Origin of the sequence: Ectothiorhodospira sp. PHS-1 (genome assembly GCF_000225005.1) — a bacterium.
GTDB lineage: Bacteria > Pseudomonadota > Gammaproteobacteria > Ectothiorhodospirales > Ectothiorhodospiraceae > Ectothiorhodospira.
The window spans coordinates 43,760-67,719 of the sequence record NZ_AGBG01000013.1 but is presented as its reverse complement, the minus strand read 5'-3'; the positions used below and the strand labels follow the sequence as shown (position 1 = coordinate 67,719).

Annotated in this window: 18 protein-coding genes; 13 read left to right on the top strand and 5 right to left on the bottom strand. The window is 61.9% G+C overall.

Going from position 1 to position 23,960, the window contains the following annotated elements; genetic code table 11:
* The first annotated feature begins 62 nt into the window (after window positions 1–62).
* The 12 genes from dnaN (at window position 63) to ECTPHS_RS07405 (ending at window position 16,575) form a co-directional block, all read left to right on the top strand.
* Window positions 63–1,163 carry a DNA polymerase III subunit beta gene (gene dnaN, locus ECTPHS_RS07460; RefSeq protein ID WP_008932105.1) on the top strand — a complete coding sequence of 367 codons (1,101 nt, stop codon included), beginning with the start codon at window positions 63–65 and terminating at the stop codon, window positions 1,161–1,163.
* A gap of 78 nt (window positions 1,164–1,241) precedes the next feature.
* A complete protein-coding gene (recF, locus tag ECTPHS_RS07455) occupies window positions 1,242–2,318 on the top strand; it encodes a DNA replication/repair protein RecF (protein WP_008932104.1) in 1,077 nt (358 codons plus the stop codon).
* 399 nt (window positions 2,319–2,717) lie between these two features.
* Window positions 2,718–5,141 (top strand): DNA topoisomerase (ATP-hydrolyzing) subunit B, encoded by a 2,424-nt coding sequence (gyrB, locus tag ECTPHS_RS07450; RefSeq protein ID WP_008932103.1) that lies wholly within the window; start codon window positions 2,718–2,720, stop codon window positions 5,139–5,141.
* A gap of 118 nt (window positions 5,142–5,259) precedes the next feature.
* Entirely contained in the window at window positions 5,260–5,832 is a 573-nt protein-coding gene (locus ECTPHS_RS07445; protein ID WP_008932102.1) for a LemA family protein, read from the top strand.
* Window positions 5,833–5,857: 25 nt separating this feature from the next.
* The gene (locus tag ECTPHS_RS07440; protein ID WP_168044653.1) at window positions 5,858–6,778 is read left to right on the top strand and encodes a GIDE domain-containing protein; all 921 of its coding nucleotides are present in this window, start codon (window positions 5,858–5,860) and stop codon (window positions 6,776–6,778) included.
* A 98-nt stretch (window positions 6,779–6,876) separates the two neighbouring features.
* Window positions 6,877–8,925, top strand: a complete 2,049-nt coding sequence (prlC, locus tag ECTPHS_RS07435) for an oligopeptidase A (RefSeq protein WP_040405430.1) — start codon at window positions 6,877–6,879, stop codon at window positions 8,923–8,925.
* Window positions 8,922–9,689: an exodeoxyribonuclease III gene (xth, locus tag ECTPHS_RS07430; protein WP_008932099.1), complete on the top strand. Its 768-nt coding sequence runs from the start codon at window positions 8,922–8,924 to the stop codon at window positions 9,687–9,689. The genes prlC and xth overlap by 4 nt, the downstream gene beginning before the upstream one ends.
* A gap of 56 nt (window positions 9,690–9,745) precedes the next feature.
* The gene (gene ubiD, locus ECTPHS_RS07425) at window positions 9,746–11,218 is read left to right on the top strand and encodes a 4-hydroxy-3-polyprenylbenzoate decarboxylase (RefSeq protein ID WP_008932098.1); all 1,473 of its coding nucleotides are present in this window, start codon (window positions 9,746–9,748) and stop codon (window positions 11,216–11,218) included.
* A gap of 97 nt (window positions 11,219–11,315) precedes the next feature.
* On the top strand, window positions 11,316–12,980 hold the full coding sequence (locus ECTPHS_RS07420) for a methyl-accepting chemotaxis protein (protein WP_141565292.1): 1,665 nt from the start codon (window positions 11,316–11,318) through the stop codon (window positions 12,978–12,980).
* A gap of 65 nt (window positions 12,981–13,045) precedes the next feature.
* Window positions 13,046–14,509, top strand: coding sequence for a sensor histidine kinase (locus ECTPHS_RS07415; RefSeq protein ID WP_008932096.1), 1,464 nt, complete (start codon window positions 13,046–13,048; stop codon window positions 14,507–14,509).
* Window positions 14,499–15,929, top strand: a complete 1,431-nt coding sequence (locus ECTPHS_RS07410) for a sigma-54 dependent transcriptional regulator (protein WP_008932095.1) — start codon at window positions 14,499–14,501, stop codon at window positions 15,927–15,929. The genes ECTPHS_RS07415 and ECTPHS_RS07410 overlap by 11 nt, the downstream gene beginning before the upstream one ends.
* A 241-nt stretch (window positions 15,930–16,170) precedes the next feature.
* A complete protein-coding gene (locus ECTPHS_RS07405) occupies window positions 16,171–16,575 on the top strand; it encodes a DUF4168 domain-containing protein (RefSeq protein ID WP_008932094.1) in 405 nt (134 codons plus the stop codon).
* 90 nt (window positions 16,576–16,665) lie between these two features.
* Here ECTPHS_RS07405 and ECTPHS_RS07400 read toward each other — a convergent pair whose 3' ends face one another.
* Window positions 16,666–18,807 (bottom strand): GGDEF domain-containing phosphodiesterase, encoded by a 2,142-nt coding sequence (locus ECTPHS_RS07400; RefSeq protein ID WP_008932093.1) that lies wholly within the window; start codon window positions 18,805–18,807, stop codon window positions 16,666–16,668.
* Between the two features lie 245 nt (window positions 18,808–19,052).
* Here ECTPHS_RS07400 and ECTPHS_RS07395 point away from each other — a divergent pair, with 245 nt between their 5' ends.
* Complete coding sequence (locus tag ECTPHS_RS07395; protein ID WP_168044652.1) at window positions 19,053–20,102, top strand: B12-binding domain-containing protein; 1,050 nt, start codon at window positions 19,053–19,055, stop codon at window positions 20,100–20,102.
* Here the strand turns inward: ECTPHS_RS07395 and ECTPHS_RS13980 are convergent.
* The 4 genes from ECTPHS_RS13980 to ECTPHS_RS07375 form a co-directional block, all read right to left on the bottom strand.
* The gene (locus ECTPHS_RS13980; protein WP_168044651.1) at window positions 20,099–20,881 is read right to left on the bottom strand and encodes a sirohydrochlorin cobaltochelatase; all 783 of its coding nucleotides are present in this window, start codon (window positions 20,879–20,881) and stop codon (window positions 20,099–20,101) included. The genes ECTPHS_RS07395 and ECTPHS_RS13980 overlap by 4 nt on opposite strands.
* 14 nt (window positions 20,882–20,895) lie before the next feature.
* The gene (locus tag ECTPHS_RS07385; RefSeq protein ID WP_008932090.1) at window positions 20,896–21,456 is read right to left on the bottom strand and encodes a carbonate dehydratase; all 561 of its coding nucleotides are present in this window, start codon (window positions 21,454–21,456) and stop codon (window positions 20,896–20,898) included.
* A 73-nt stretch (window positions 21,457–21,529) separates the two neighbouring features.
* Window positions 21,530–22,468, bottom strand: a complete 939-nt coding sequence (locus tag ECTPHS_RS07380; RefSeq protein WP_008932089.1) for an SDR family oxidoreductase — start codon at window positions 22,466–22,468, stop codon at window positions 21,530–21,532.
* Between the two features lie 198 nt (window positions 22,469–22,666).
* Window positions 22,667–23,959, bottom strand: a complete 1,293-nt coding sequence (locus ECTPHS_RS07375; protein WP_008932088.1) for a heme biosynthesis HemY N-terminal domain-containing protein — start codon at window positions 23,957–23,959, stop codon at window positions 22,667–22,669.
* Between the last annotated feature and the right edge of the window lies 1 nt (window position 23,960).

The following is a 23,960-nucleotide window of genomic DNA, read 5'->3' as shown; positions in this document are numbered from 1 at the left end:
TGACTTATAACAATCATTAAAAAGATATTCTTTAAATAATAGTTAAAGACGGACGGTTCCAGATGAAACTGAGTATCCAACGGGAAGTGCTACTGAAACCGCTACAGCAGGTGATCGGGGCTGTGGAAAAACGCCACACCATGCAGATCCTGAGCAATGTGCTGCTTCGGTGCGACGGTACGCACCTGAAAATAACCGCCACTGATCTGGAAGTGGAGTTGGTTGCAGAGCTGGAATACGCCTCTGAAGAAACCGGTGAAGTCACGTTGCCTGCGCGCAAGCTTCTGGACATCTGCCGTGCCCTGCCGGACGAGGCCGAAATCCGGATTCAGGTCAGTGGGGAGCGGGCCGTGTTGTCGTCCGGGCGATCCCGCTTTGTACTCACGACCCTGCCGGCGGGGGATTTCCCCAACCTGGATGAAATCGAGAGCCGGATCGAGTTTTCCCTCACCGAGAGGGAACTGCTCACCCTCATCGGTCGCACATCCTTCGCCATGGCCAATCAGGATGCCCGGTATTACCTCAATGGATTGATGCTGGAAGTGGAAAAGGGCACGATCCGGACGGTGGCCACCGATGGTCACCGCCTGTCCCTGTGTACGCTCAAGTCCATTGTGGAAACGGAAGAGACTCAGCAGGTCATCATTCCACGCAAGGGCGTGCTGGAATTATCCCGCCTGCTGGAGCACAGTGATGACCCCGTCCGGATCCAGATCGCGGCGAATCATCTCAGGGTGCGTGTGGTGGGTCTTTGTTTCACCACCAAGCTGATCGATGGGCGTTTTCCGGATTACAAGCGGGTCATTCCGCGGGATGGTGAGCAGGTGCTGAAGGTGGATCGTGAACTCCTGCGACAAGCGCTGGGACGCACGGCGATCCTCTCCAATGAAAAGTACCGGGGTGTCCGGTTCGAGTTGTCTCCGGGCACGCTGAAGATCCAGTCTCACAATCCGGAACAGGAAGAAGCGGAGGAGGAACTGGAAGTGGATTACAGTGGTGAGTCGCTGGAGATCGGCTTCAACGTCACCTACTTGATGGACGTGGTCGCCAATCTGCAGGGAGAAGTCCTCGAAGCCACGTTCAAGGATCCCGGCTCTTCCGTCCTGATTCGGGACCTGGGTTTTCAGGATGCCCTCAATGTGGTCATGCCCATGCGTCTGTAATTCCTGCTGCCATCTTCGGGGGCCTGGATGCCCAGGCCCCTTTCCCATCTTTTCCCCATCAGTCCCGTCTCCCCTCTCATGAGTCTGACACGACTCGATATCTTCAATCTCCGCCTGTTTGAAAAATCCCGGCTGGAGCCCAGTGCCGGATTGAATCTGGTGGTGGGCGAGAATGCTTCGGGCAAGACCAGTCTGCTGGAGGCGGTGCATGTGCTGGCCACCGGTCGCTCCTTCAGGACGCAGCGGATGGAGCCCGTCATTCGTCATGGAGCGAGGGATCTGATGGTGACCGGGCGCCTGCGGGTTGACGGTCGACAGATTTCGCTGGGTATTCGCAAAGGCGGCGGCAGGACGGTGGCGAGGATCAACGGTAAAACCGTGCGCAGTCAGTCCGAGCTGGCCCAGGCTTTGCCCCTTCAGGTCATTCATCCGGACAGTCACGCGTTGCTGTCAGGAAGCCCCGCTGAACGACGTGGTTTTCTCGATTGGGGGGTTTTCTACCAGTCGCCCGAATCCATGGCCCATTGGCAGAACTATCGACGGGCGCTGATTCAGCGCAACGAGGCCCTGCGTCGCGGCCTGAATGACAAGGCCCTGGATATCTGGGAAGCACTGCTTGCCCAATCCGGTGAAGCCATGGATCGTGCGCGGTTGTCCTATCTGGATACACTGTTGCGTCATGTCCGCGAGTTGGAAACGCTGCTTCCAGGCAATGAGGGGGTGGATATTGCCTACCGTCGTGGTTGGCGCGAAGGCGTGGATCTCAAGACCCTCTTGCAGACGGCCCGACCCCGTGAGAGAGAGATGGGCTATACCCTTTCCGGTCCTCATCGGGCTGACGTGGTGTTTCGTCGCGGTGATGTGCTCCTGGCTGATGGGGCATCCAGGGGGCAGCAAAAGTCGGCCGTGTTGCTCTTGCGTCTGGCTCAAGTGGCCGCTTTCAGAGGTGTGAGTGGACGGTCAGCAGTAGTGATGGTGGATGATCTGCCGTCAGAACTGGACGAAGTTCACCGGGATGCCGTGCTTGCCTTACTCCGGGGGCTGGATTGTCAGGTCTTTGTCACCGCCATCGATGCCCGCCAGATCGACGCCCTTGGTTGGTCAAGTTTTAGAATGTTCCACGTGGAACATGGTCGGTTGAAGGAGATTCGCTGAATTCTGGTATATGTTCCACGTGGAACATCTCTTCTGGCAGGCGCTATCCCGTGCTGGAAAACGCCTTTCAAGTATCCCCCTCTCCGAGCCCGTCATGAATTGAGCACATGGTGGAATCCGGTTGCTGAGTGGGAAGTCTGGGCTCCCGCTTTCGCGGGAGTGATAAAAGGAAATGGCTGGAGTAAAAAATTGGCGGGAGTGACAAAGGAGCACGGTGGGAGTGAAAAAAGAGAATTCGTGAGGGTGACAATGAGGACGTGGCCGGAGTGAGAAGCAAGACAATGGGGCGAGGTTGGGCGACCGGTAGAGCGTTGGCGGGAATGGCGTAAAAGAGCGAGACGGCGGGACCCTGGCGGCAAGTGATATAATGCCTCTCTTTCGATGTTAGGCAGGCACCGCATGACCGATCAGACGCCCCCGACCTACGATTCATCCAATATAAAGGTCCTCAAAGGCCTCGACGCCGTTCGCAAGCGACCCGGCATGTATATCGGTGATACCGATGACGGTACGGGGCTGCACCACATGGTTTTCGAGGTGGTGGATAACGCCATCGACGAAGCCCTGGCGGGCTACTGCAAGGAAATCAATGTCACCATCCATAGCGATGGTTCGGTCAGTGTGAGTGACGATGGCCGAGGCATTCCGGTGGACATTCACCCCGAGGAAGGCCGCTCCGCCGCGGAAGTCATCATGACGGTGCTCCATGCGGGGGGGAAATTCGACGACAACTCCTACAAGGTGTCCGGCGGATTGCACGGGGTGGGTGTTTCCGTGGTCAATGCCCTGTCCGAATGGCTGGAAATGACCATTTACCGGGACGGCAGAACCCATCGCCAGACCTATCGCCTGGGAGTGCCCGACGCCCCCCTGAAGGCCGTCAGCGAGACCCAGCGCACCGGGACGACGATCCATTTCAAGCCCAGCCCCGAGATCTTCACCGATACCGAATACCATTACGACATCCTGTCGCGGCGTTTGCGGGAACTGTCGTTCCTGAATTCCGGTGTCCGCATCCAGCTCCAGGACGAACGGGACGGCGGCAAGCGGGACGTGTTCGAGTATCAGGGTGGTATCCGCGCCTTCGTGGAACATCTCAATCGCAACAAGACACCGTTGCACCCCACCGTGATCTACCTGAACGCGGAAAAGGAAGGGGTTGTGGTGGAGGTCGCCCTACAATGGAACGACTCCTACCAGGAAAACATCTTCTGCTTCACCAACAACATCCCCCAGCGGGATGGTGGTACCCATCTGGCCGGTTTCCGCTCCGCCCTCACCCGGACACTGAATCAGTACATGGAGGCGGAGGGTGTCCTCAAGCGGCAGAAGGTCAGTATCAGCGGTGACGATGCCCGCGAAGGCCTGACCGCCGTTCTGTCGGTGAAAGTCCCCGATCCCAAGTTCTCCTCCCAGACCAAGGATAAGCTGGTGTCCTCCGAGGTAAAGCCGGTGGTGGAATCGGTGATGAGCGATACCCTGCAGGCCTTCCTGCTGGAAAACCCCGGCGAGTCCAGAAGCATCACCGGCAAGATCATCGATGCTGCCCGCGCCCGCGAGGCGGCCCGCAAGGCCCGCGAGATGACCCGTCGCAAGGGCGCCCTGGACGTGGCCGGCCTGCCCGGTAAGCTGGCGGACTGCCAGGAGAAGGACCCGGCTCTGTCGGAACTGTTCATCGTGGAGGGTGACTCGGCGGGCGGTTCCGCCAAGCAGGGACGGGATCGGCGCACTCAGGCGGTGCTCCCCCTCAAGGGCAAGATCCTGAACGTGGAAAAGGCCCGTTTCGACAAGATGCTCTCCTCCGCCGAGGTGGGCACCCTGATCACCGCTCTGGGTTGCGGGATCGGCAAGGATGAGTTCAATCCCGACAAACTCCGTTATCACCGCATCATCATCATGACCGACGCGGATGTGGACGGCTCTCACATCCGCACCTTGCTACTGACCTTCTTCTACCGCCAGATGCCTGAACTGGTGGACCGGGGACACATCTACATTGCCCAGCCGCCCCTTTACAAGGTGAAGCGCGGCAAGCAGGAAAGCTATGTCAAGGATGAGCTGGAGATGAGCAATCTCCTGCTCAGTCTGGCCCTGGATGATGCCAAGCTGGTGGTCAATCCGGAGGCACCGCCGGTGAGCGGCCAGGCCCTGGAAGATCTGGCCCGTCGTTACAACAGCGTCATGGCCGCCGTCGAGCGTCTGGGACGGCGCTATGACCGGCAGTTGCTGGAACGGATGGTGTTCGCCTCACCGCTCAATGACGGTGGCCGGGAGGATCAGGGCCGGCTTGAAACCTGGTTCACGCGGCTGCTGGAAGGGTTGCAGAGTGATGCCGCCGGCGCCACCCGCTACGAGATGCGCATTCTCGCCGATGAGCGCGGGGGGTATCAGGCCCGGGTGACCCGGTTGATGCACGGGGCGCGCACAGAGGAGACCTATGGCGCGGACTTCTTCGAATCCGCCGAATTCAGGGTCATGCGCGAGCTGGCCGAACGCCTGGACGGGTTGCTGGATATGGGGGCCTATATCCAGAGAGGTGAGCGGCGCCAACCGGTCGGCAATTTCCGCGAGGTGATGAACTGGTTGCTGGCGGAGGCCCGGCGTGGTCTGTCCATCCAGCGCTACAAGGGTCTGGGCGAGATGAATCCCGAACAGCTCTGGGAAACCACCCTGAATGCGGAAACCCGGCGCCTGCTGCAGGTGCAGGTGGAGGATGCGGTGCGGGCCGACGAGGTCTTCACCACCCTGATGGGCGATCACGTGGAACCGCGCCGGGAATTCATCGAGGCCAATGCGCTGACGGTATCCAATCTGGATATCTGATGAAAACGCGGGATCGGACCGGTGGCATGGTTTGCCGGTCCGGGAAGGGCATACTTTACGGGGGGAATGGGGCAGAATAGCTCCCATCGAAGTCTTCAAAGACCACGAGGCGAGGACCATGGATATCGGCGGCTATGTCATGCTTGGCATCTTCATCCTGATCGCCCTCTACGCGGTGATCATCTACAACAATCTGGTCAGCCTCAAGCATGAGGTGTCCAAGGCCTGGTCCAACATCGATATTCTGCTCAAGCAGCGCTTCGACGAGCTGCCCAAGCTGGTGGAGGTCTGCCGCCAGTACATGTCTTATGAGCAGGACACCCTGGAAAAGGTCATGCGTGCCCGCAGTCAGGTGGCCGCCGCGCAGCAGAACCAGGACATGAAATCCCTGGGGCAGGCGGAAGATATGCTGAGAGTGGGCCTTGGCAATCTCTTTGCCGTGGCCGAAGCCTACCCGGAACTGAAGGCGGACCAGACCTTTCGCCATCTGCAGTCAAGGATCAGCGGTCTGGAAAACGCCATTGCCGACCGGCGCGAGTATTACAATGAATGCGTCAATCGCAACAATGTCCGCATCGAGCAGTTCCCGGACGTGGTGATTGCCCACCTGTTCCGTTTCGGCCCCTTCGAACTGCTGGAGTTTTCCCGGCGGGAACTACAGGACGTGGATGTTCGTGCCCTGTTCAGCTAGGCGCTGAAGCACGATGCTGGAGGGCATGGCCACCTCGGTCCGGCTCATGGATGCCGGGGAGTATGCCTTCCTTGTTGCGGTTCTGGTCCTGCTCCTGCTGGGATCGCTCTGGGGATTCATGCGCGGCAGTTACCGCAAGCGCCTCATCGCGGATACCCCGACCTCCCGCATCCGGTCTGCGGCCCAGGGGTACCTGGAACTGGTGGGTCAGGCCCGGCTGATGCCGGGACCTCCCATCATCGCCCCCCTGACGGGCACTCATTGTGCCTGGTATACCTATCAAATCGAGCGGCGTGATAGCGCTGGTCGCAATCAGACCTGGCGTCGTGTTGAACAGGGCCGCAGTGACAACCTGTTCCTGTTGCAGGATGACACGGGAGAATGCCTGATCGACCCGGAAGGCGCACAGGTGGTCTGTGTGCACCGGGATATCTGGCATGGCAGCGCGCCCAGACCCCTGATCGGTCCCGCGGGTGGGGGCAGTCTGCTGGGAATGGGCCAGTATCGCTATACGGAACGCCGTCTGCACCTGGACGAGGATCTCTACGCCATCGGCTACTTCCGTACCCAGGGGACCAGCGATGACAGTCCGCTGAACCTGGAGGTGGCGGAGATTCTCGGTCGCTGGAAGAAGGACGCGTCCATCATGAAGCGCTTCGACACCAACCAGGATGGTGAGATCGACATGGAGGAATGGGAACGCGCCCGGCAGGCAGCCATCCAGAAGGCCTTGCTGCGTCGCGCTGAACGCGCCGATGCCCCGGCGGTCCATATCATGAGCCGGGGCCCTGACCGGCGTCGCCCTTATATCCTCTCCGCCATTTCCGAGGATCGCCTGGTGCGACGCTATCGCTGGCTGGCCCGGCTCAGCGGTCTCTCATTTCTGCTGACCGCCGGCGCCCTGGCATGGGTGGTGCTGGCCCGCATTGCCCCGTCAGGCTTGTGATACATTACCTGTATATAACAGTCAGACATCGAGGCATCGGTCTGCTACACCCTACCCTGCCCCGGATGTTCAACACTCAATCTGATGCCGGAACTGCAATGAATAACCCATTACTCCAGATGCAGGGACTTCCCCCCTTTGCCGAGATTCGTCCGGAACACGTGGAACCCGCCGTGGATCAGGTGTTGGCCGACAACCGGGCCGCCATCCAGGCCCTGTTGAACCAACCCGGTCCCTTCACCTGGGAGACCCTGGTCCATCCCCTGTCCCTGCTGGAAGACCGCCTCAATCGGATCTGGTCACCGGTGCGGCACATGAACTCCGTGGTCAACAGCGATGAACTGCGCCAGGCCTACAATGCCTGCCTGCCCAAGTTGTCCGACTATGCCACGGAAATGGGTCAGAATCTGGCTCTGTTCCAGGCCTTTCGCAGCATTGCCGATGGTTCCGGATTCGCCGAACTGGCCCCCGCCCAGCAACGGGTGATCAACAATGCCCTGCGAGACTTTCACCTCTCCGGCGTCGATCTGCCCGAAGACAAAAAGGCCCGCTACAAGGCCATTGCCCAGGAACTGTCCCAGCTCACCTCCCGTTTCGAGGAAAACGTCCTGGATGTCACCCAGGCCTGGAAACGGATCGTTCCCGATGGGAAAGATCTCAGGGGGTTGCCTGACTCCGCCCTGGAGATGCTGTTGCAGAATGCCCGCCAGCACAAGGAAGACGGTTATCTGATCAACCTGGAATTCCCGTCCTACTACGCCGTCATGACCTATGCTGACGATCGAGACCTGCGCCGCGAGGTCTATACGGCCTATGTCACCCGGGCCTCCGACCAGGGCCCCCATGACCGCCGCTTCGACAACTCCCAGGTGATGGAACAGATCCTGGCCCTGCGCCATGAACAGGCCCGGTTACTGGGGTATCCCAGCTATGCCCATCTGTCCCTGGCCACCAAAATGGCCGAATCGCCGGAACAGGTGGTGGAATTCCTGTCAGAAATGGCGCAGCGGGCCTGTCCTGCCGCCCGCAAGGAACTGGAGACCCTGCAGGCCTTCGCCACGGACCACCTGGGGCTTGAAGACCTGCAGGCCTGGGATCTGGCCTATGCCTCGGAAAAGCTGCGCAAGCATGCCTATGATCTCTCTCAGGAGGATCTCAAGCCCTACTTCCCGGTGGATCGGGTGTTGCAGGGGCTGTTCCAGTTGGTGGAGCGCCTGTATCAGGTGCGGATCACCCCGGTGGCGGATGCTCCGGTCTGGCACGATGACGTCCGCTTTTACGAGATTCAGGACCCGGACGGCACGCCCCGAGCCCGGTTCTATCTGGATCTCTATGCCCGTGCCCGCAAGCGCGGCGGTGCCTGGATGGACGAATGCCTGAACCGTCTGCGCGACGGCGAGCGTCTGCAGTTGCCGGTGGCCTACATGACCTGCAATTCCACTCCGCCGGTGGGCGGCAAGCCCGCCCTCTTCACCCATGACGAGGTGCTGACCCTGTTCCATGAGTTCGGCCACGGGCTGCACCACATGCTCACCCGGGTGGACTATCCGGACGTGGCGGGCATCAACGGTGTGGAATGGGATGCGGTGGAACTGCCCAGCCAGTTCATGGAGAACTGGTGCTGGGAGCGGGAAGCCCTGGATCTCATCGCCGGTCATCATGAAACCGGCGAGCCGCTGCCCGGTGTCCTGTTCGACAAGCTGCAGGCCACCCGTCATTTCCAGGCCGCCATGCAGATGGTGCGCCAGCTGGAGTTTTCCCTCTTCGACATGCGTCTGCACGCGGAATACGACCCGACCCGGGGGGGACGCATTCAGGATACCCTGGACGCGGTGCGCCGCCAGGTGGCGGTGCTGATTCCCCCCGCCTTCAACCGCTTTCAGCACAGCTTTTCCCACATCTTCGCCGGTGGTTATGCGGCCGGTTATTACAGCTACAAGTGGGCCGAGGTCCTGTCGGCCGATGCCTTCGCCCGGTTCGAGGAGGAAGGTCTGTTCAATCCGGAGGTGGGTACCGCTTTTCTGCGGGAAATCCTGGAACAGGGTGGCGCCCGCCCTGCCCTGGAGCTGTTCCGGGCCTTCCGCGGTCGTGATCCGCAGATCGAGGCCCTGCTGCGACATTCGGGGCTGGTGGACGCGGCGGCATGAAGATCGCCACCTGGAACGTCAATTCCCTGAAGGTGCGCCTGCCCCATGTGCTGGACTGGTTGGCAGGGCAGCAGCCGGATGTGCTGGCGCTGCAGGAAACCAAGACGGTGGATGAGGCCTTCCCGCTGGAGGCACTGCGGGCGGCGGGTTACCACTGCCTGTATGCAGGGCAGAAGACCTATAACGGGGTGGCCTTGCTGACCCGCGTGCCGGGAGAGGATCCGGTGACCGATCCGCCTGGTGTCGATGACCCCGAGCGACGCATCCTGGCTGCGACGGTGAACGGGGTCCGGGTGATCAACCTGTATGTGGTGAACGGCTCGGAGGTGGGCTCGGACAAGTACGCCCGCAAGCTGGACTGGCTGGCCCGGGTGACGGCGTTCGTGAAATCGGAACTGGCCCGTCATGATCGGGTGGTGGTGCTGGGGGATTTCAATATCGCCCCGGAAGATCGGGATGTCCATGACCCGGCGGCCTGGCATGAACGGATTCTCTGTTCCACCCCGGAGCGGGCGGCCTTGCGTGCCATGCTCGATCTGGGCCTGGAAGATGTTTTCCGTCGGTTCGAGCAGCCGGAGGGCGCATTCAGCTGGTGGGATTATCGGGCGGCGGCATTTCGGCGCAACCGGGGCCTGCGGATCGATCTGATCCTGGCCAGCCAGGCCCTGGCGGAGCGGTGTCTGGGATCGGAGATCGATCCCGCACCCCGCCGTCTGGAGCGGCCGTCGGATCATGCGCCGGTACTGGCCTGTTTTGATCTGTGATCTAATGGCCGGGGGGCGTGCCCTGCCATCGTTATCCGTGAATATATGGAAAACCCATGAAATACCGCGACCTGCGTGACTTCATCTCCGGCCTGGAGGCCCAGGGAGAACTCAAGCGTATCCAGATTCCCGTGGACCCGAATCTGGAAATGACCGAGATCTGCGACCGTACCCTGCGGGCCGGCGGCCCTGCCCTGCTGTTCGAGCGTCCCACCGGGTATGACATGCCGGTGTTGGGCAATCTCTTCGGCACCCCGAGGCGGGTGGCCATGGGCATGGGGGAGGACTCGGTGGAGGCCCTGCGGGAAGTGGGCAAGCTACTGGCCTTCCTCAAGGAGCCGGACCCGCCCAAGGGCCTCAAGGAAGCCTGGAAGACGCTCCCCATCTTCAAGAAGGTGCTGGACATGGCGCCCAAGAAGGTGCGGGGCGGCGAATGTCAGGCGGTGGTGCTGGAAGGCGACGACGTGGACCTGGGCAACCTGCCGGTGCAGACCTGCTGGCCCGGCGACGCCGGCCCCCTGATCACCTGGGGGTTGGTGGTGACCAAGGGACCGCGGCGGGAACGGCAGAACATGGGCATCTACCGCCAGCAGGTGATCGGACGCAACCGGGTGATCATGCGCTGGCTCTCCCACCGTGGCGGTGCCCTGGATTTTCGTGACTGGCAGATCGATCACCCCGGCGAGCCCTTCCCCGTCTCCGTGGTGCTGGGCTGCGATCCGGCCACCATCCTGGGCGCGGTGACCCCGGTGCCCGATACCCTGTCGGAACATGCCTTTGCCGGACTGCTGCGCGGGGATCGCACCGAATTGACCTGTTGCATCGGTAACGAGTTGTTGGTGCCGGCCACTGCCGAGATCATCCTGGAAGGGGTGATTCATCCCGATGACATGGCGCCGGAAGGGCCGTTCGGAGACCACACCGGGTATTACAACGAGGTGGACAACTTCCCGGTGTTCACCGTGGAGCGCATCACCCACCGTAAGAACCCCATCTATCACAGCACCTATACCGGACGGCCACCGGATGAACCCGCCATCCTGGGGGTGGCCCTGAACGAGGTGTTCGTGCCCATCCTGCAGAAGCAGTTTCCCGAGATCACGGATTTCTATCTGCCGCCGGAGGGCTGTTCCTACCGCCTGGCGGTGGTCAGTATCCGCAAGCAGTATGCCGGGCACGCCAAGCGGGTGATGCTGGGCGTGTGGTCCTTTCTGCGCCAGTTCATGTATACCAAGTTCGTCATCGTGGTGGACGACGATGTCAATGCCAGGGACTGGACCGATGTGATCTGGGCCATGACCACCCGCATGGACCCGGGCCGGGATACGGTCACCATCGACAATACCCCTATTGATTATCTGGATTTTGCCTCCCCGGTATCGGGGCTGGGGTCCAAGATGGGTTTTGACGCCACCAACAAATGGCCCGGCGAGACCACCCGGGAATGGGGGACCCCCATCGTCATGAGCGAGGCGGTGAAACGGCGGGTGGACGAGATCTGGAAGGATCTGGGCCTGGACGGAGACTGACGGGCATCCGGCATCAAGTCCTCGCGGTCGGTGCCGCCATTGTGATATGGCAATATGCTATTTTTTCCGGCACGAGGCTTGAGGGGACTGCAAAAGGATGGACCGATCCATATTGATTCGCCTGACATGGGCGGCGGCTGTCTGCGGGGGGGCGGTCGTGTTCGCCCTGCTGATGCACTGGCTGATGGGCCCCGGCTTGCCGGCGGTCGTGGTCGGTGCCGTTGCGGCCGTGGCAATCACCTTCCTGCTGCTGGAGCGCCGCTGGTTTGCCCCCCGTGAGCGTGACCTTCAGGCCCTGTACGGGCAGCTTCAGGGTGGCCCCATGCCCGTCGGGGCCGATCCCAGGATCGAGGCCGTGTCCAGGCAGCTGAACCGTTACCGGAATCTGACCGACAAGCTGGCGGAAACCGGATCGCTCATCGCCGTGTCGGCGGCCGAAGTGGCCTTTTCCTGCAATGCCCTCAAGCAACGGGTCCACGCACAGGTCACCAGCGTCAACGGCATTGCCGATTCCTCCACCCGGATCTCGGCCACGGTCCAGGCCGCCGCGCAAAGCTCCGGCGAGGCCGTGGCAAGTTCCAGGCGTACCAATCAGGCCAGTCATGAGGGGCATGAGTGTGTCGCCGATGCCTTGCGACACATGGAACAGATGAAGGAGCGCATGCAGCAGGCCTCCGCGCTCATGACCAGTCTTGAGAGCCGGGCCGGGGAGATCCAGCGCATCACCGAAGTCATCACGGGGATTGCCGAGCAAACCAACCTGCTGGCCTTGAACGCGGCCATCGAGGCGGCCCGGGCCGGAGAGCAGGGCCGCGGGTTTGCCGTGGTGGCGGACGAGGTGCGAGGCCTGGCCACGCGCACCTCGTCCGCCACCCGTGAGATTGCGCAGATGGTCCATGAGATCCATACCGAGACCTCCCATGCCGTCGCCACGATTCATCAATTGGTGGAGGCCGTCGAGGAGAGCGCGCGACGCACGGCCACGGTGGATGAGAAGCTGACGGCCATTCTGGAACACTCCGCTTCAGCGGACCGCAGCATCCAGACGGTGGTCAGTGGCAGCGAGGAAAACCATACCCATCTGGATCAGGTCACGGGTTCCATCCAGACGGTCAGCGCCCACCTGAGCGAGACGGAGCAGGATGTGACCACCCTCTCCACCGAAGCGGACAGGCTCTCGGAACGGGCGGAGTTGATCTACGAACTGCTGGGGGACATGGGGCTGGGCGGCATCCATGACCGGATGCGCCGGGAAGCGGAGCAGGCCGCCACCGCCGTGGGACGTGCCTTTGCCGAGGCCTGCGACAAGGGCCGCATCCGCCTGGATGATCTGTTTGACCGCAACTACAAACCGATTCCCGGCACGGATCCGGTGAAGTACAAGACACGCTTCGATGACTTCACCGACCAGGTGCTGCCCACCATTCAGGAACCGATCCTGGAGCGCGACGACCATGTATCCTATGCCGGCGCGGTGGATGATCGGGGGTATTTCCCCACCCACAACCGTCGCTACACTCAGCCCCTGACCGGGGACTATCAGCGCGATCTGATCAACAACCGCACCAAGCGCATCTTCAAGGACCGGACCGGTTCCCGTTGCGGCAGCCACCAGAAACCTTATCTGTTGCAGACCTACAAGCGTGATACGGGAGAGGTGATGCACGACCTGTCGGTGCCGATCTATGTGAAGGGACGGCACTGGGGAGGATTCCGTATCGGGTATCGCAGTGAAGGAAACGGCCGGACCGGCAAGCGCTGAGCCGGACATGGGGCACGGGTGTGTTAGAGTGACTCACCCTGAGTCCTGGTTTTTAGGGTGGCCCCATGGTGTTTCCCGCCTCCCCCTACAGTCTGCGCACCGCCCTGCTCGGTTTTGTCCTGTTCCCCCTGTTGCTGTTGGTCATGCTGGCCGGCTGGTCCGGCCTGCGCAGCCTGGAATCCCAGGTGGAAATGCGCATGCAGCAGGATATCGAACTGGTGGCGCGGGCGATCCAGCTTCCCCTGAGCGACGCCCTGGCCCGTGACCGCCGGGGCCAGATCCAGCAGGCCCTGGATTCGGCCTTTCGCATCGACCAGGTGTACGGCGCCTATGTCTATGATGATTCCGGTGCACTGATTGCCGCCAGCGGCCCCCGCAGTCCTTCCATGGAACGGCGACGGGATGCGCGCCTGGCGACGGTGACGGGTACCCACGGGGCCTATGACGACCGCGGCGGAGACGAGGTGTATTCCTTTTTCATGCCCCTGACCGATGCCGGCGGACGCATCAACGGCCTGTTGCAGGTGACGCGCCACGGCAGTGACTTTCGCGATGACCTGGCCCAGGTCCGCTCCCGTGCCCTGCTCGCCCTGGCGGCCCTGAGCCTGCTGCTGCCGGCCATCGTGTTCTGGGGGCATCAGCGGGCCGTGGGCAGGCATGTGGATCGTCTGGTGACGGTCATGGCCCGGGTCGGTCAGGGCGACCGCCTTGCCCGGGTGAAGCCCGCGGGTCCCCATGAGCTGCAGATGCTGGCACGGGCCATGAACCGGATGCTGGAAGGTATCCAGCGCTCGGAGAAGGAACTGGAGTTTCAGCGCCGGCGACAGGCGGCTCTGGAGGAGCGTTTGCGGCAATCGGAAAAGCTGGCGGCCATCGGTCGGCTGGCGGCCGGTGTGGCCCATGAACTGGGGACGCCGCTGGGGGTAATCAATGGCCAGGCCCAGCGCGCCCTGCGCCATGCCTCGGCGGACAGCGGCACGGGCAAGGCGTTGATGAAGATTCGTTGCGAGGTGCAGCGGATGGATCGGATCGTGCGACAGTTGCTGGATTTCGGGCGCCGCAATCCCAGTTGCACCCGTCCGGAGCTGGTGGGGCGTCTGGTCAAGGCGGCTCTGACCCAGGTGGCCGAGGAAGCTCGGGACGCGGATGTGAGTCTTCGGGTGGTCACCCAGGATGTCGGTCCTACCCTGTCCATGGACCGCCCCCGGCTGGAACAGGCCCTGACCAATCTGCTGAGAAACGCCCTCCATGCCGCGAGGGGGCAGGTGCGGGTGTCCTGGGACATCGTTGATGGCCGGCTGGAACTGCGGGTGGACGATGACGGACCGGGTATCGATCCGGCCCACCGCAGTCGATTGTTCGAACCCTTTTTCACCACCAAGTCAGTGGGTCGTGGTACCGGTCTTGGGCTGTCCGTTGCCCATGGTGCGGTGACGGAACACCAGGGGGAGATCCAGGTGGAGGATAGCCCCCTGGGGGGCGCCAGGCTGGTGATCCGTCTGCCGCTGGAGCGTATCGATGAGCCATGATGTCTCCAAGTCCCCGCCGGGTCTGGTGCTGGTGGTGGAGGATGATCCGGCCCATCGGGAACTGGTGCTGGATGAGCTGGCGGACGCCGGGCTGGCGGCGCGAGGAGTGGAGGATGTGGTCTCGGCGCAGGGGATCCTTTCAACCCGTCCCGTGGATCTGGTGCTCAGTGACCTGCGCCTGCCCGGCGAGGATGGACTCGCCCTGCTTGCCCACTGCCGGCGCCTGCCCCTGCCCCCGGCCTTCATCATGCTGACCGCCTTCGGCACGATCCCCCAGGCCGTGGAAGCCCTCAAGCTGGGTGCCGATGACTTTCTCACCAAGCCGGTGGACCTGGATCATCTGGTCATTCGGGTGCGCCGGGCCTTGCGCAACCGCCACCTGCAGGCGGAAGTGCAGCGCTATCAGGCCCTGCTGCGGGCCGATGATTTTCACGGCCTGATCGGCAGCAGTCCGCCCATGCAGGCCCTCTATGAGCAGGTGCGCCGGATTGCCCGGGCCTCCGGGCCGGTGCTGGTGACGGGGGAATCCGGGACCGGCAAGGAGCTGGTGGCCCGGGCCATCCACGCGGAAAGCGACCGCTCCGGGGGCGCCTTTGTGGCCATCAACTGCGCCGGCATTCCCGGCGAACTGATGGAGAGCGAGCTGTTTGGGCACGCGGCAGGTGCCTTCAGTGGTGCCAGGGAAGCCCGACGGGGGTTGTTTGCCGAAGCCCACGGCGGCACCCTGTTGCTGGACGAGATCGGTGAGATGCCCATGGCCATGCAGGCAAAGCTGCTGCGCGTGCTGCAGGATGGCCGGGTCCGCCCCGTGGGTGGCAATCATGAAATCGACGCCAATGTGCGGGTGGTGGCCGCTACTCACCGGGATCTGGAGCCCATGATCCGGGCGCGGCAATTTCGTGAGGACCTGTTCTACCGCCTGGAAACCTTTCGCCTGCAGGTCCCTCCCCTGCGGGAGCGGGGCGAGGATATCGACCGTCTGGCGGCGCGTCTGCTGGCCCGCTTCAGCACCGCCATGGACCGTGATATCCGTGGTATCTCGCCCGAGGCCATGCGTCGTCTGCGGCTTCATGGTTTTCCCGGCAATGTGCGGGAGCTGACCAACCTGATGGAAAGGGCGGTGACCTTTTGCCGCGGCGACACCATCGAGGTGCGCGATCTGCCGGAGCGTCTGGATCCGGCCCGGGAGGATGCCGGCAAGACCGGCGTGTTGTCGGCGGTGTGGTCCGATGACGAACCCATGCCGACCCTGGCGGAGGTGGAATCCCGGTATATCCATTGGGTGCTGCGGCGACTGGACGGCAACAAGCGCCAGGCGGCCCGGGTGCTCGGCATCGGTCGCCGGACCCTGTATCGACGTCTGGGCGAAACGGAAGAGGCACCCATGGGCAAGGAGATATCCGACGACCAGGATCACTGATGCCAACGTCTCATGGTCACCGGCCGGCGAACAGTCGAATAGCGTTGTGTCCCTGGCGCACGTGGCAGACTGGCCCATGTGTCATCATGACTCACCTGGACAAGCCATGGGCCTCACCGGCTATCCGATTTTTAATCAAATTAAATCAAATGGTTATGATCTTCATGGTGCATGTCTCCATGGTTGGCACGATGTCTGCAAAAGTCACCGTGACATTCAACGAACCAAAAGGAGACGCCCCATGAAGCGCACTTTCCTTCACAGCCTGCCCATCGCCCTGACCACCGCCCTGCTTATCGGCGCCGGTTCCCATGCCATGGCCCAGCAGCAGGAAGGCAATTTCGGCGCCCAGCCGCCGGCGGGAATGGAACAGCAGGGTGCCACGGTGGATCCGCATACCCTGGACCGTTTCGTGGATGCCTTTGTGTCAGTGCAGCATATCCGGGATGATTTTGCCCGCAAGCTCGAAGACGTGAGTGACGAGGCCGAGGCCCAGGCCCTGCAGCAGGAAGCCCAGGAAGAAATGATCACCGCCGTGCAGGATGAAGGCATGAGCGTGGAAGAGTACAACCAGGTGGCCATGACCCTGCAGAGCGATCCGGCCATGTTGCAGCAGGTCCAGGAGATGGCGGCTGAACGGATGTAGCCCGTTTTATCGGGAGGGTGTGAATCCTCCTCCACTACGCGACTCTGCCGGAGGAGGCATTTGCCTCCTCCGGCCTGGTGGAAGTTCTTATCAGGACTTACGCTTCAGTGCTTTCCACAGGCCCGATTGTTCCCAGTCCTCGATCCACGGGATGATCCGGTCGGCTTCCATGGGGCGTGCAATACCAAAACCCTGGACCGTCGGGCACCCCATCTTCATCAGTACGCGGGCATGGCGTTCCGTTTCCACGCCTTCGGCAACCGCTTCCAACTGAAAGGAAATGGCCAGACTGACGACGCTTTCCACGATGCTGAAATCCTCGGGATCTTCGAGCATGTCACCCACGAAGCCCTTGTCGATCTTGAGCGTGTCCAGTGCCAGGCGTCGCAGATGGACCAGGGAGGAATAGCCGGTACCGAAATCGTCCAGCGCGAACCTGACCCCCAGCGTACGGCAGTCCTGCATTGCCAGTGCCGCCATTTGCCAGTCTTCGACGGCGGCGCTTTCCAGAATCTCGATCTCCAGATCGCCCGGGGCCAGTTGGGGATGGTTGAGCAGCATGTCGGCCAGTTTGCTGGCAAATCCGTGCTGAAGCAGGTGTGGCGCGGCGACATTGACGCTAACGGCAATGTTCCTGCCGTTCATTTTCCAGCTACTCATCTGGCGTAATGCCTCGGTCAACACCCAGTCACCCACCTGAAACTCCAGATCCGTGCCGATGATCCGGGGTAGAAATTCGGCCGGGGACAAGATTCCCCGTTCGGGATGACGCCATCGGATCAGTGCCTCCACGCCCCTGACGCAACCACTTCTGAGGTCCACTTTGGGCTGGTAGAAGAGCACAAATTCACCTTGTTTCACGCCCTGATGGATGCGCTGCCTTTGCTCGCGCAGTTCGTCCATCATCCGGGCGTGGGACGTATCGAAGATGTGGAAGGCGCCTCGGCCTTTCTGCTTGGCCAGGAACATGGCGTGATGGGAGTGACGCAGCAGGGTATCCGCATCAACGTCCGGAAGTGAGAGTGCGATACCCATACTGGCGGTGAGGCTGATATCACCATGCTCACTGTCCATGGGCTGGACAAAGCCGGAGTGGAGTTTGCGGATGATGGCATGAATTTGCTCGGGATCCGTAAGCGAGTGGATGATGATCACGAACTCGTCTCCGCCCAGGCGAGAAACCGTATCAGCCTCACGCAATGCGTCCTGCAGACGCCTTGCAATACGGCCCAGGATTTGATCGCCGGCCTGATGACCCAGTCGTTCATTGATGGCGACAAAATCATCGATGTCCAGAGTGATCAGGGCCAGATGGAGGCCTTGGCGTTGATGATAAGCCAGGGCCTGGTGGAGGCGATCCATCAGCAGATGGCGGTTGGGTAGTCCTGTCAGCGGGTCATAATGGGCCAGAAAGGCGATGCGTTCATCGGCCTGCTTTTTGTCGGTTAGATCGCTGAATACCGCCACATAGTCATGTTCGCCATCCTCCCCCGGCACCCGACTGATGGCGGTCCATTGAGGGTACTCTTCACCGTTCTTGCGACGATTCCTGATTTCTCCCTGCCAGGTGCCCGTTTGGATGATGTCCCACCACATGGCGCGGTAGAAATCTGCGTCATGCCGGCCGGATTTGAGCATGCGGGGATTGTTGCCGACGGCTTCCTGGGCCGTGTAGCCGGTAATCTGCGTGAATGCCCGGTTCACCGACAGAATCCTGGCCTGGGCATCGGTAATGATGATGCCTTCCTGGGCATTGTCCATGGCCCTGGCGATGCGGGCCAGATCCCGGGTACGGGTCTCCAGTGCTGTCTGGATCTGTTTGATCAGGGTGATATCCGTATGGGCCCCCAGCATGCGCACGGGGCGTCCCTGGTCATCACGGACGACCATGCCGCGGCAACGGATCCACAGTGTCGAACCGTTCCGATGGGTATAGCGGACGACCTGGTCAAAGGGACAGGCGGGATCGGCGAAATGTCTTTCCAGCGCCTGCTGGACGGACTTCATGTCATCCGGGTGAACCAGTGACTGCCATTCACTGGCCAACGGCTGCTTGCCGGCCGGATCGTAGCCCATCATGGTCCAGAAGCGGTCACTCATCCACTCATGTTCCGGATGTTCCAAATCCCAGAACCAGATGCCGTCGAGCGTGGCCTGCTGCAAAAAATCGAAACTTTGCGCGTCGCCTCGGATAAGCTCGTAAAGCTCCCGTTTGAGATAGTGTTCGGCCATGTCCCCGTTCCGGGTCGGATGTGACGGTCATCAAGCGTGAGTCGGGCCGATCCATTCCCGGTTGGGCTTGTGGATCGAAGGCCGTGAGAAATACTATACCATACGGCGCATATGGGCTATATGTGCATATGGATATGGGGAAATGAGCTTGCGCTAAAGGAGAGTGTCCCTTGAAGGCCGACATGTCTCGAACAGGTACCGGATGCAGCATCCAGCGTGGTCGGTTCAGGCTCGATGAGGAGGGCGTGCAGCAATTTGACCATCACAGGGAAGAACTCATCCGGTTTTCAAGTCATCGCATCACGGCGCACTTCCCTGAAGTCTACGCCGATGGCGGGGCTTTTGGTTCCGATCGTTGCCGCGAGGAACTCACTTTTCTGCTGGAATTCATCCGCCCGGCACTGATCTTCGGCATTCTCGAACCCCTGGAGGACTGCCTGCGCTGGTTATCCGCATTGTTGGAGCGGCGCGGTCTGTCCGCTGAGGTAGTGCATCACGCCCTGGAGGAGATGAGGTTTTGTCTGTCACGGTATCTTCATGGTGAGAACAGACAGCGTATGTCTGCCCTGTTCGATCATGCCAAGGCCATTCTGTGCGAGGACAGCGAGAGGGTATTCAGGGATGAGGACAGCGCGCTGGATCCGTCCGCCGGACAGGTAATGCAGGCATTGATTCGCGGTGATCGGCTCACCGTCTGCACCCTGATCGAGACGGCCCTGGCCGAAGGCCATAGCCTGGCCGAGGCGGAGCAGCGGTTACTGCAGCCTGCCCTGTATCAGGTGGGCCGTGAATGGCATGCCAACCGGCTCTCCGTGGCCAGGGAGCACCTGGCCACCACGACCGCACAGGATGCGATGGCGCAACTGTTGTTCAAGCAGGCCCCCTCCCCCCGGAATGGCCTGAGGGCCCTGTTTGCCGCACCTCCGGGCAACCGGCATGTTCTGGGCCTGCGGATGATTGCGGATGCCTTTGAAATGGCGGGCTGGTCAGTCCAGTTCCTGGGTGCGGACGTGCCGCTGGAATCCCTGCTGGGCCAGATCCAGGATTTTGACCCGCACCTGCTGGGGTTGACGGCCTCCTTGCCGCAGCATCTTTGGCCCGTGCGCAACCTGGCCGAAGAGATTCGTCGGCAACACACAGGGACGTATCCGCTGATTCTGGTGGGTGGCATGCTGATCAATCGCGTACCGTCGCTGGCTATGGCCATCAGTGCTGATCTCTGGGCGGCGGATGCCTGCGACGCACTCAGGTTGGTGGATGATGCATGGCCGGCATCTTGCATCTGCCCAGGCTAACTGACTGAATCCTTGTGTATTGTCAGGGCCTGTCCGGCGATCCAGGCAGCGATTCCGGCGTATTCCCCCAATCCCTTGAAGACGGGGGTGCAGCTCATGCCCACGGCCTCCAGCCGGGATTGCCAGCTGTTCGGGTCCGGACCCGCCATGTCGCGGCGTGCGTGGCCGGCGGTGGACATCATGAGTGGCAGCAGAAAGGCCCGTCGATACCCTTGTGAGAGTAGCCGGGACTTCAGACCGGTAAAGGACAGACCACCGCCCAGGCAGGCCAGATGCACATCGGGGTCCACCTGGTTCAGTCCGTGGGCCAGCGCCTGGTAATGCAGGTCGCAACGTCCCGCGCGGTGTCCATGCCCCACGAAAATGACGGCTTCCCCGGGCATCCTTTCGGTAGGCAATCCTTCCAGCAGGGCCTTGACCACCACTTCCAGCGAGGCACAAGTGGACAGCAGTGCAGGACTGATCCGAATCTGGATCCCGGGGACCGCCTCGCAGGCGGCCCGGAGGGTGCGTCGCATGACGTGATATTCATGGCCGGGGACAACGAAAAGCCCCGTCACCCCGATGGATGCGTGACCCTCCATGGCCAGGTCCGACAGGACCCGGGCCATGGCCTCCCGAGCATCAACCCCCTGCCCCGCCGGGAGAGAGAAACGGAGCAGCTGCGGGGGATGGTCGCCCGCCTGTTGCAGGATGGCCGACTCGATCCCTCCGAGAGAGGCCTCGACCCCGGTCCCTCCCCTGGAAATCAGCAGTACGACACTTGCAGGCGGGGACACGGGCATTGGGTGGCTCACAACTCGTTCTGAATCTGCTTGTAGCCCTGAACCAGTCGGACATTGGTCTGGGCCACATCTTCGGAGAAGCTGGAGGCTTCCGGCGTCACCGGCTGGATCTGGGCCAGATCGGTCTCGGAGTGGATGTTACTGGTGGAAGGGATGTAGAAGGACGGTGGGACTTCGCAGTCTTCCACCACCGAGTTGTGCCGGATCACTGAGCCCTCCCCCACCTTGCAGTTGAACAGCACGGTGTTGAAGCCGATGAAGACCCGGTTGGCAATGTGACAGGGGCCGTGGATGATGGAACGATGGGCAATGGAGGAGTTTTCGCCGATGGTGACGGCGGCACCGGATTTTGAATGGATCACCACCCCGTCCTGGATGTTGGAGTTGTCACCGATGATGATGGGCTCCATGTCGCCTTCGGCATTGAGTTCATCGGCACGGATCACCGCATAGGGTCCGATGAAGACATTTTCGCCGATGACCACCTTGCCGCAGATGATGGCGGTGGGATCGACAAAGGCGGATTCGGCCACCCTGGGGAGATGTCCGCTGGGGTTTTTCCTGATCACGGCAATTTCTCTTGTTGTCTGGATTCGAAGGTCCCGGATGCTGCCATCATCCGGAAGTCGAGGCAATGCGTGGTTAGTGTCCCAGCGACTTGCGGCTCATGCGATACGGATGTACCGCCGTGCCGGCGGCCTCCGCCGTCTGTTCGGCTTCCAGGGATGCCTTGATGCCCGCTTCCATGCGTGGATACAGCAGATCCACGCCCAATTCCACCGGCGCGCGGCCGCACAGGACGACCCGGGATTCCCGCAGGTAGGACATCATGCCCGGAGGGATCAGTTGCTCGGCTTCGGCGAAAGTCACACAGGGTGGGCGTTCCAGGCCGGCGGCATCGGCAGTGGCATGGACGAAATCCGTCATGGAGCGGTGGTCGCCGTCACCCACGTTATAGACCTTGCCGGCTGCGCCATGATCCAGCGCGGCCACGCACAGGGTGGCCAGATCATCCGCATGGATGCGGTTGCCCGGGCTGGCCTCTTCCGGACAGATGACCGGTTCACCTTTGAGGATGCGGTCGATCGGCAGGCGACCGGGGCCGTAGATGCCGGGCGCGCGCAGGATCACCACCGAAATCCCGGTTTCCTGCATCAGTGCCGTCAGCCGCCGCTCTGCATCCAGACGCCGTTGGCCCCGATCCGTCTGAGGGGTGGGCTCGGTCAGTTCGTCCACCTGCCCGCCCGCCTGGTCGCCGTAGACACCGGTGGTGCTGATGTAGACGATGTTGTCCGGCGGCAGGCGTCGGCACAGCTCCACGAAAGTGCCCGTGCGGGGGTCCTCTGTGCCTTCATTGGGCGGTGGGACGCTGTGCAGAACCAGTGCGCCCGCCAGTGGCAGCGCCTCAAGACCCTCGCCGGTATCCAGATCCGCCAGCAGAGCCTCGATCCCCTGTGATCGGAGATATTCCGCGCGATCCGGGTTCCTCACCACGGCGGTGACCCGGCGGCCGGAATGGTTGAGTCGGTGGGCAACCCGTTCACCCACATACCCGCAGCCCATGATCAGTACTGGTTTCATCATTTTTGTTCCTGTCGGCAGAAGGGGCTGTTTTCTAGTAAATAGCAATCGGTCCCGGAAATCCATGTTTGTGGCCCGGTTGCCCGGTCAGACAGGTAAACAAAAGGGCCGCCGGGAGGATCCCGGCGGCCCTTTGAGACTGCCTGAACCGGAGCCCGCCTCTTCTTCAGGGACGGGTTACCGGGGATGCCTGATGTCTCAGGCGGTGCCGGAGCTCAGGCTCGGCAGGGCGACGGTACCACCCTTGGCGGCCTTCTTGCCCTTCTTGGCGGGCTGGGCGACCGCCACCGGAGCGGCATCCGCTTCGGCGCCGTCCACGGCCAGCTGCAGGCCCTTGCGATAGGCGTCCTGAGCCAGCTTTTCTTCACCTACCTGATCCAGCAGTTCGCCCAGTTCCCGATAGGCTTCCGGGCTGGCCTTGGCGCTGATGCTGGACTCCAGATAGCCGCGGGCCTTGCCCCACACCTTGGCCTGCTTGCACAGACGGCCCAGGGTAAGCAGCAGCACGGCATCACGGCGGTGGTCACGCAGCCAGCCTTCGGCATAACCGATGGCACGGCTGACGTCGTTCACTGCCAGCTTGCCGTACAGGCGCACCAGGTTCTCGTCCCAGTGCTGCTTGATGGCGGCACGCAGGACGGCCTCGGCGCGGTCGGCTTCATTCATGGCCGACAGGGCCTGGGCATAGGCGGCGACCATGCCGGGGTTGTTGCGGGAGACCTTGGGCAGGTTCACCCAGATGCCTTCCAGCTTGCCCAGCTCGTTGGCGGCGGCGATGTCCTGGGCCTGAGCGCCGAAGGCATCGGCTTCCAGCTTGTCCAGGGTCGGGTTGTCGAAGGCGCGAGCCTTGCGCAGATCGGGCATCAGCGCCATCAGGGACTCGCTGTCGTTCACTTCCTGATACAGACGGGCCTTCAGGCGCAGCAGCTGCGGATTGCCGGGGGCCACATCGTTCAGGTGACGCAGGGTGCTGATGGCCTGAGCGTGCTCGCCGTGGGCGATCTGCAGTTCGGCCTGGGTCAGACCCACGGCCACTTCGGTGTTGCTGCCGGACTGGGAAGCCTGACGCAGGTACTCGTCACGACGGTCGTAAGCCCCTTGCATCTGGGCCGCGCGGGCGGCGTACAGATAGTTCAGCATGGGGGAGTCACCGCGCTTGGCGGACTGTACCAGCAGCTTTTCAGCCTTGGCGTAGCGACCTTCGGTCATCTCGGCCAGGCCCAGGGCCAGACCTCGCTGACAGGCCACGGCCTTCTTCTGTTGCCGCTTCTCGCTCATGCGACCGGGCAGGCCGAAAACGCCCACCAGGAAGCGGATCAGGCCATAAACCACGGCCAGCATGACCACCAGGGCGATGATGAAGAAGGCCATGGTGGTCTGCACGCTCATGTCAGCGTAGGCGAACAGGACATAACCGGGCTCCTCCATGAACATGAGGGTGGCCACGGCAGATACGATCAGAACCAGAAAAATGACGATCAGAGATTTCATT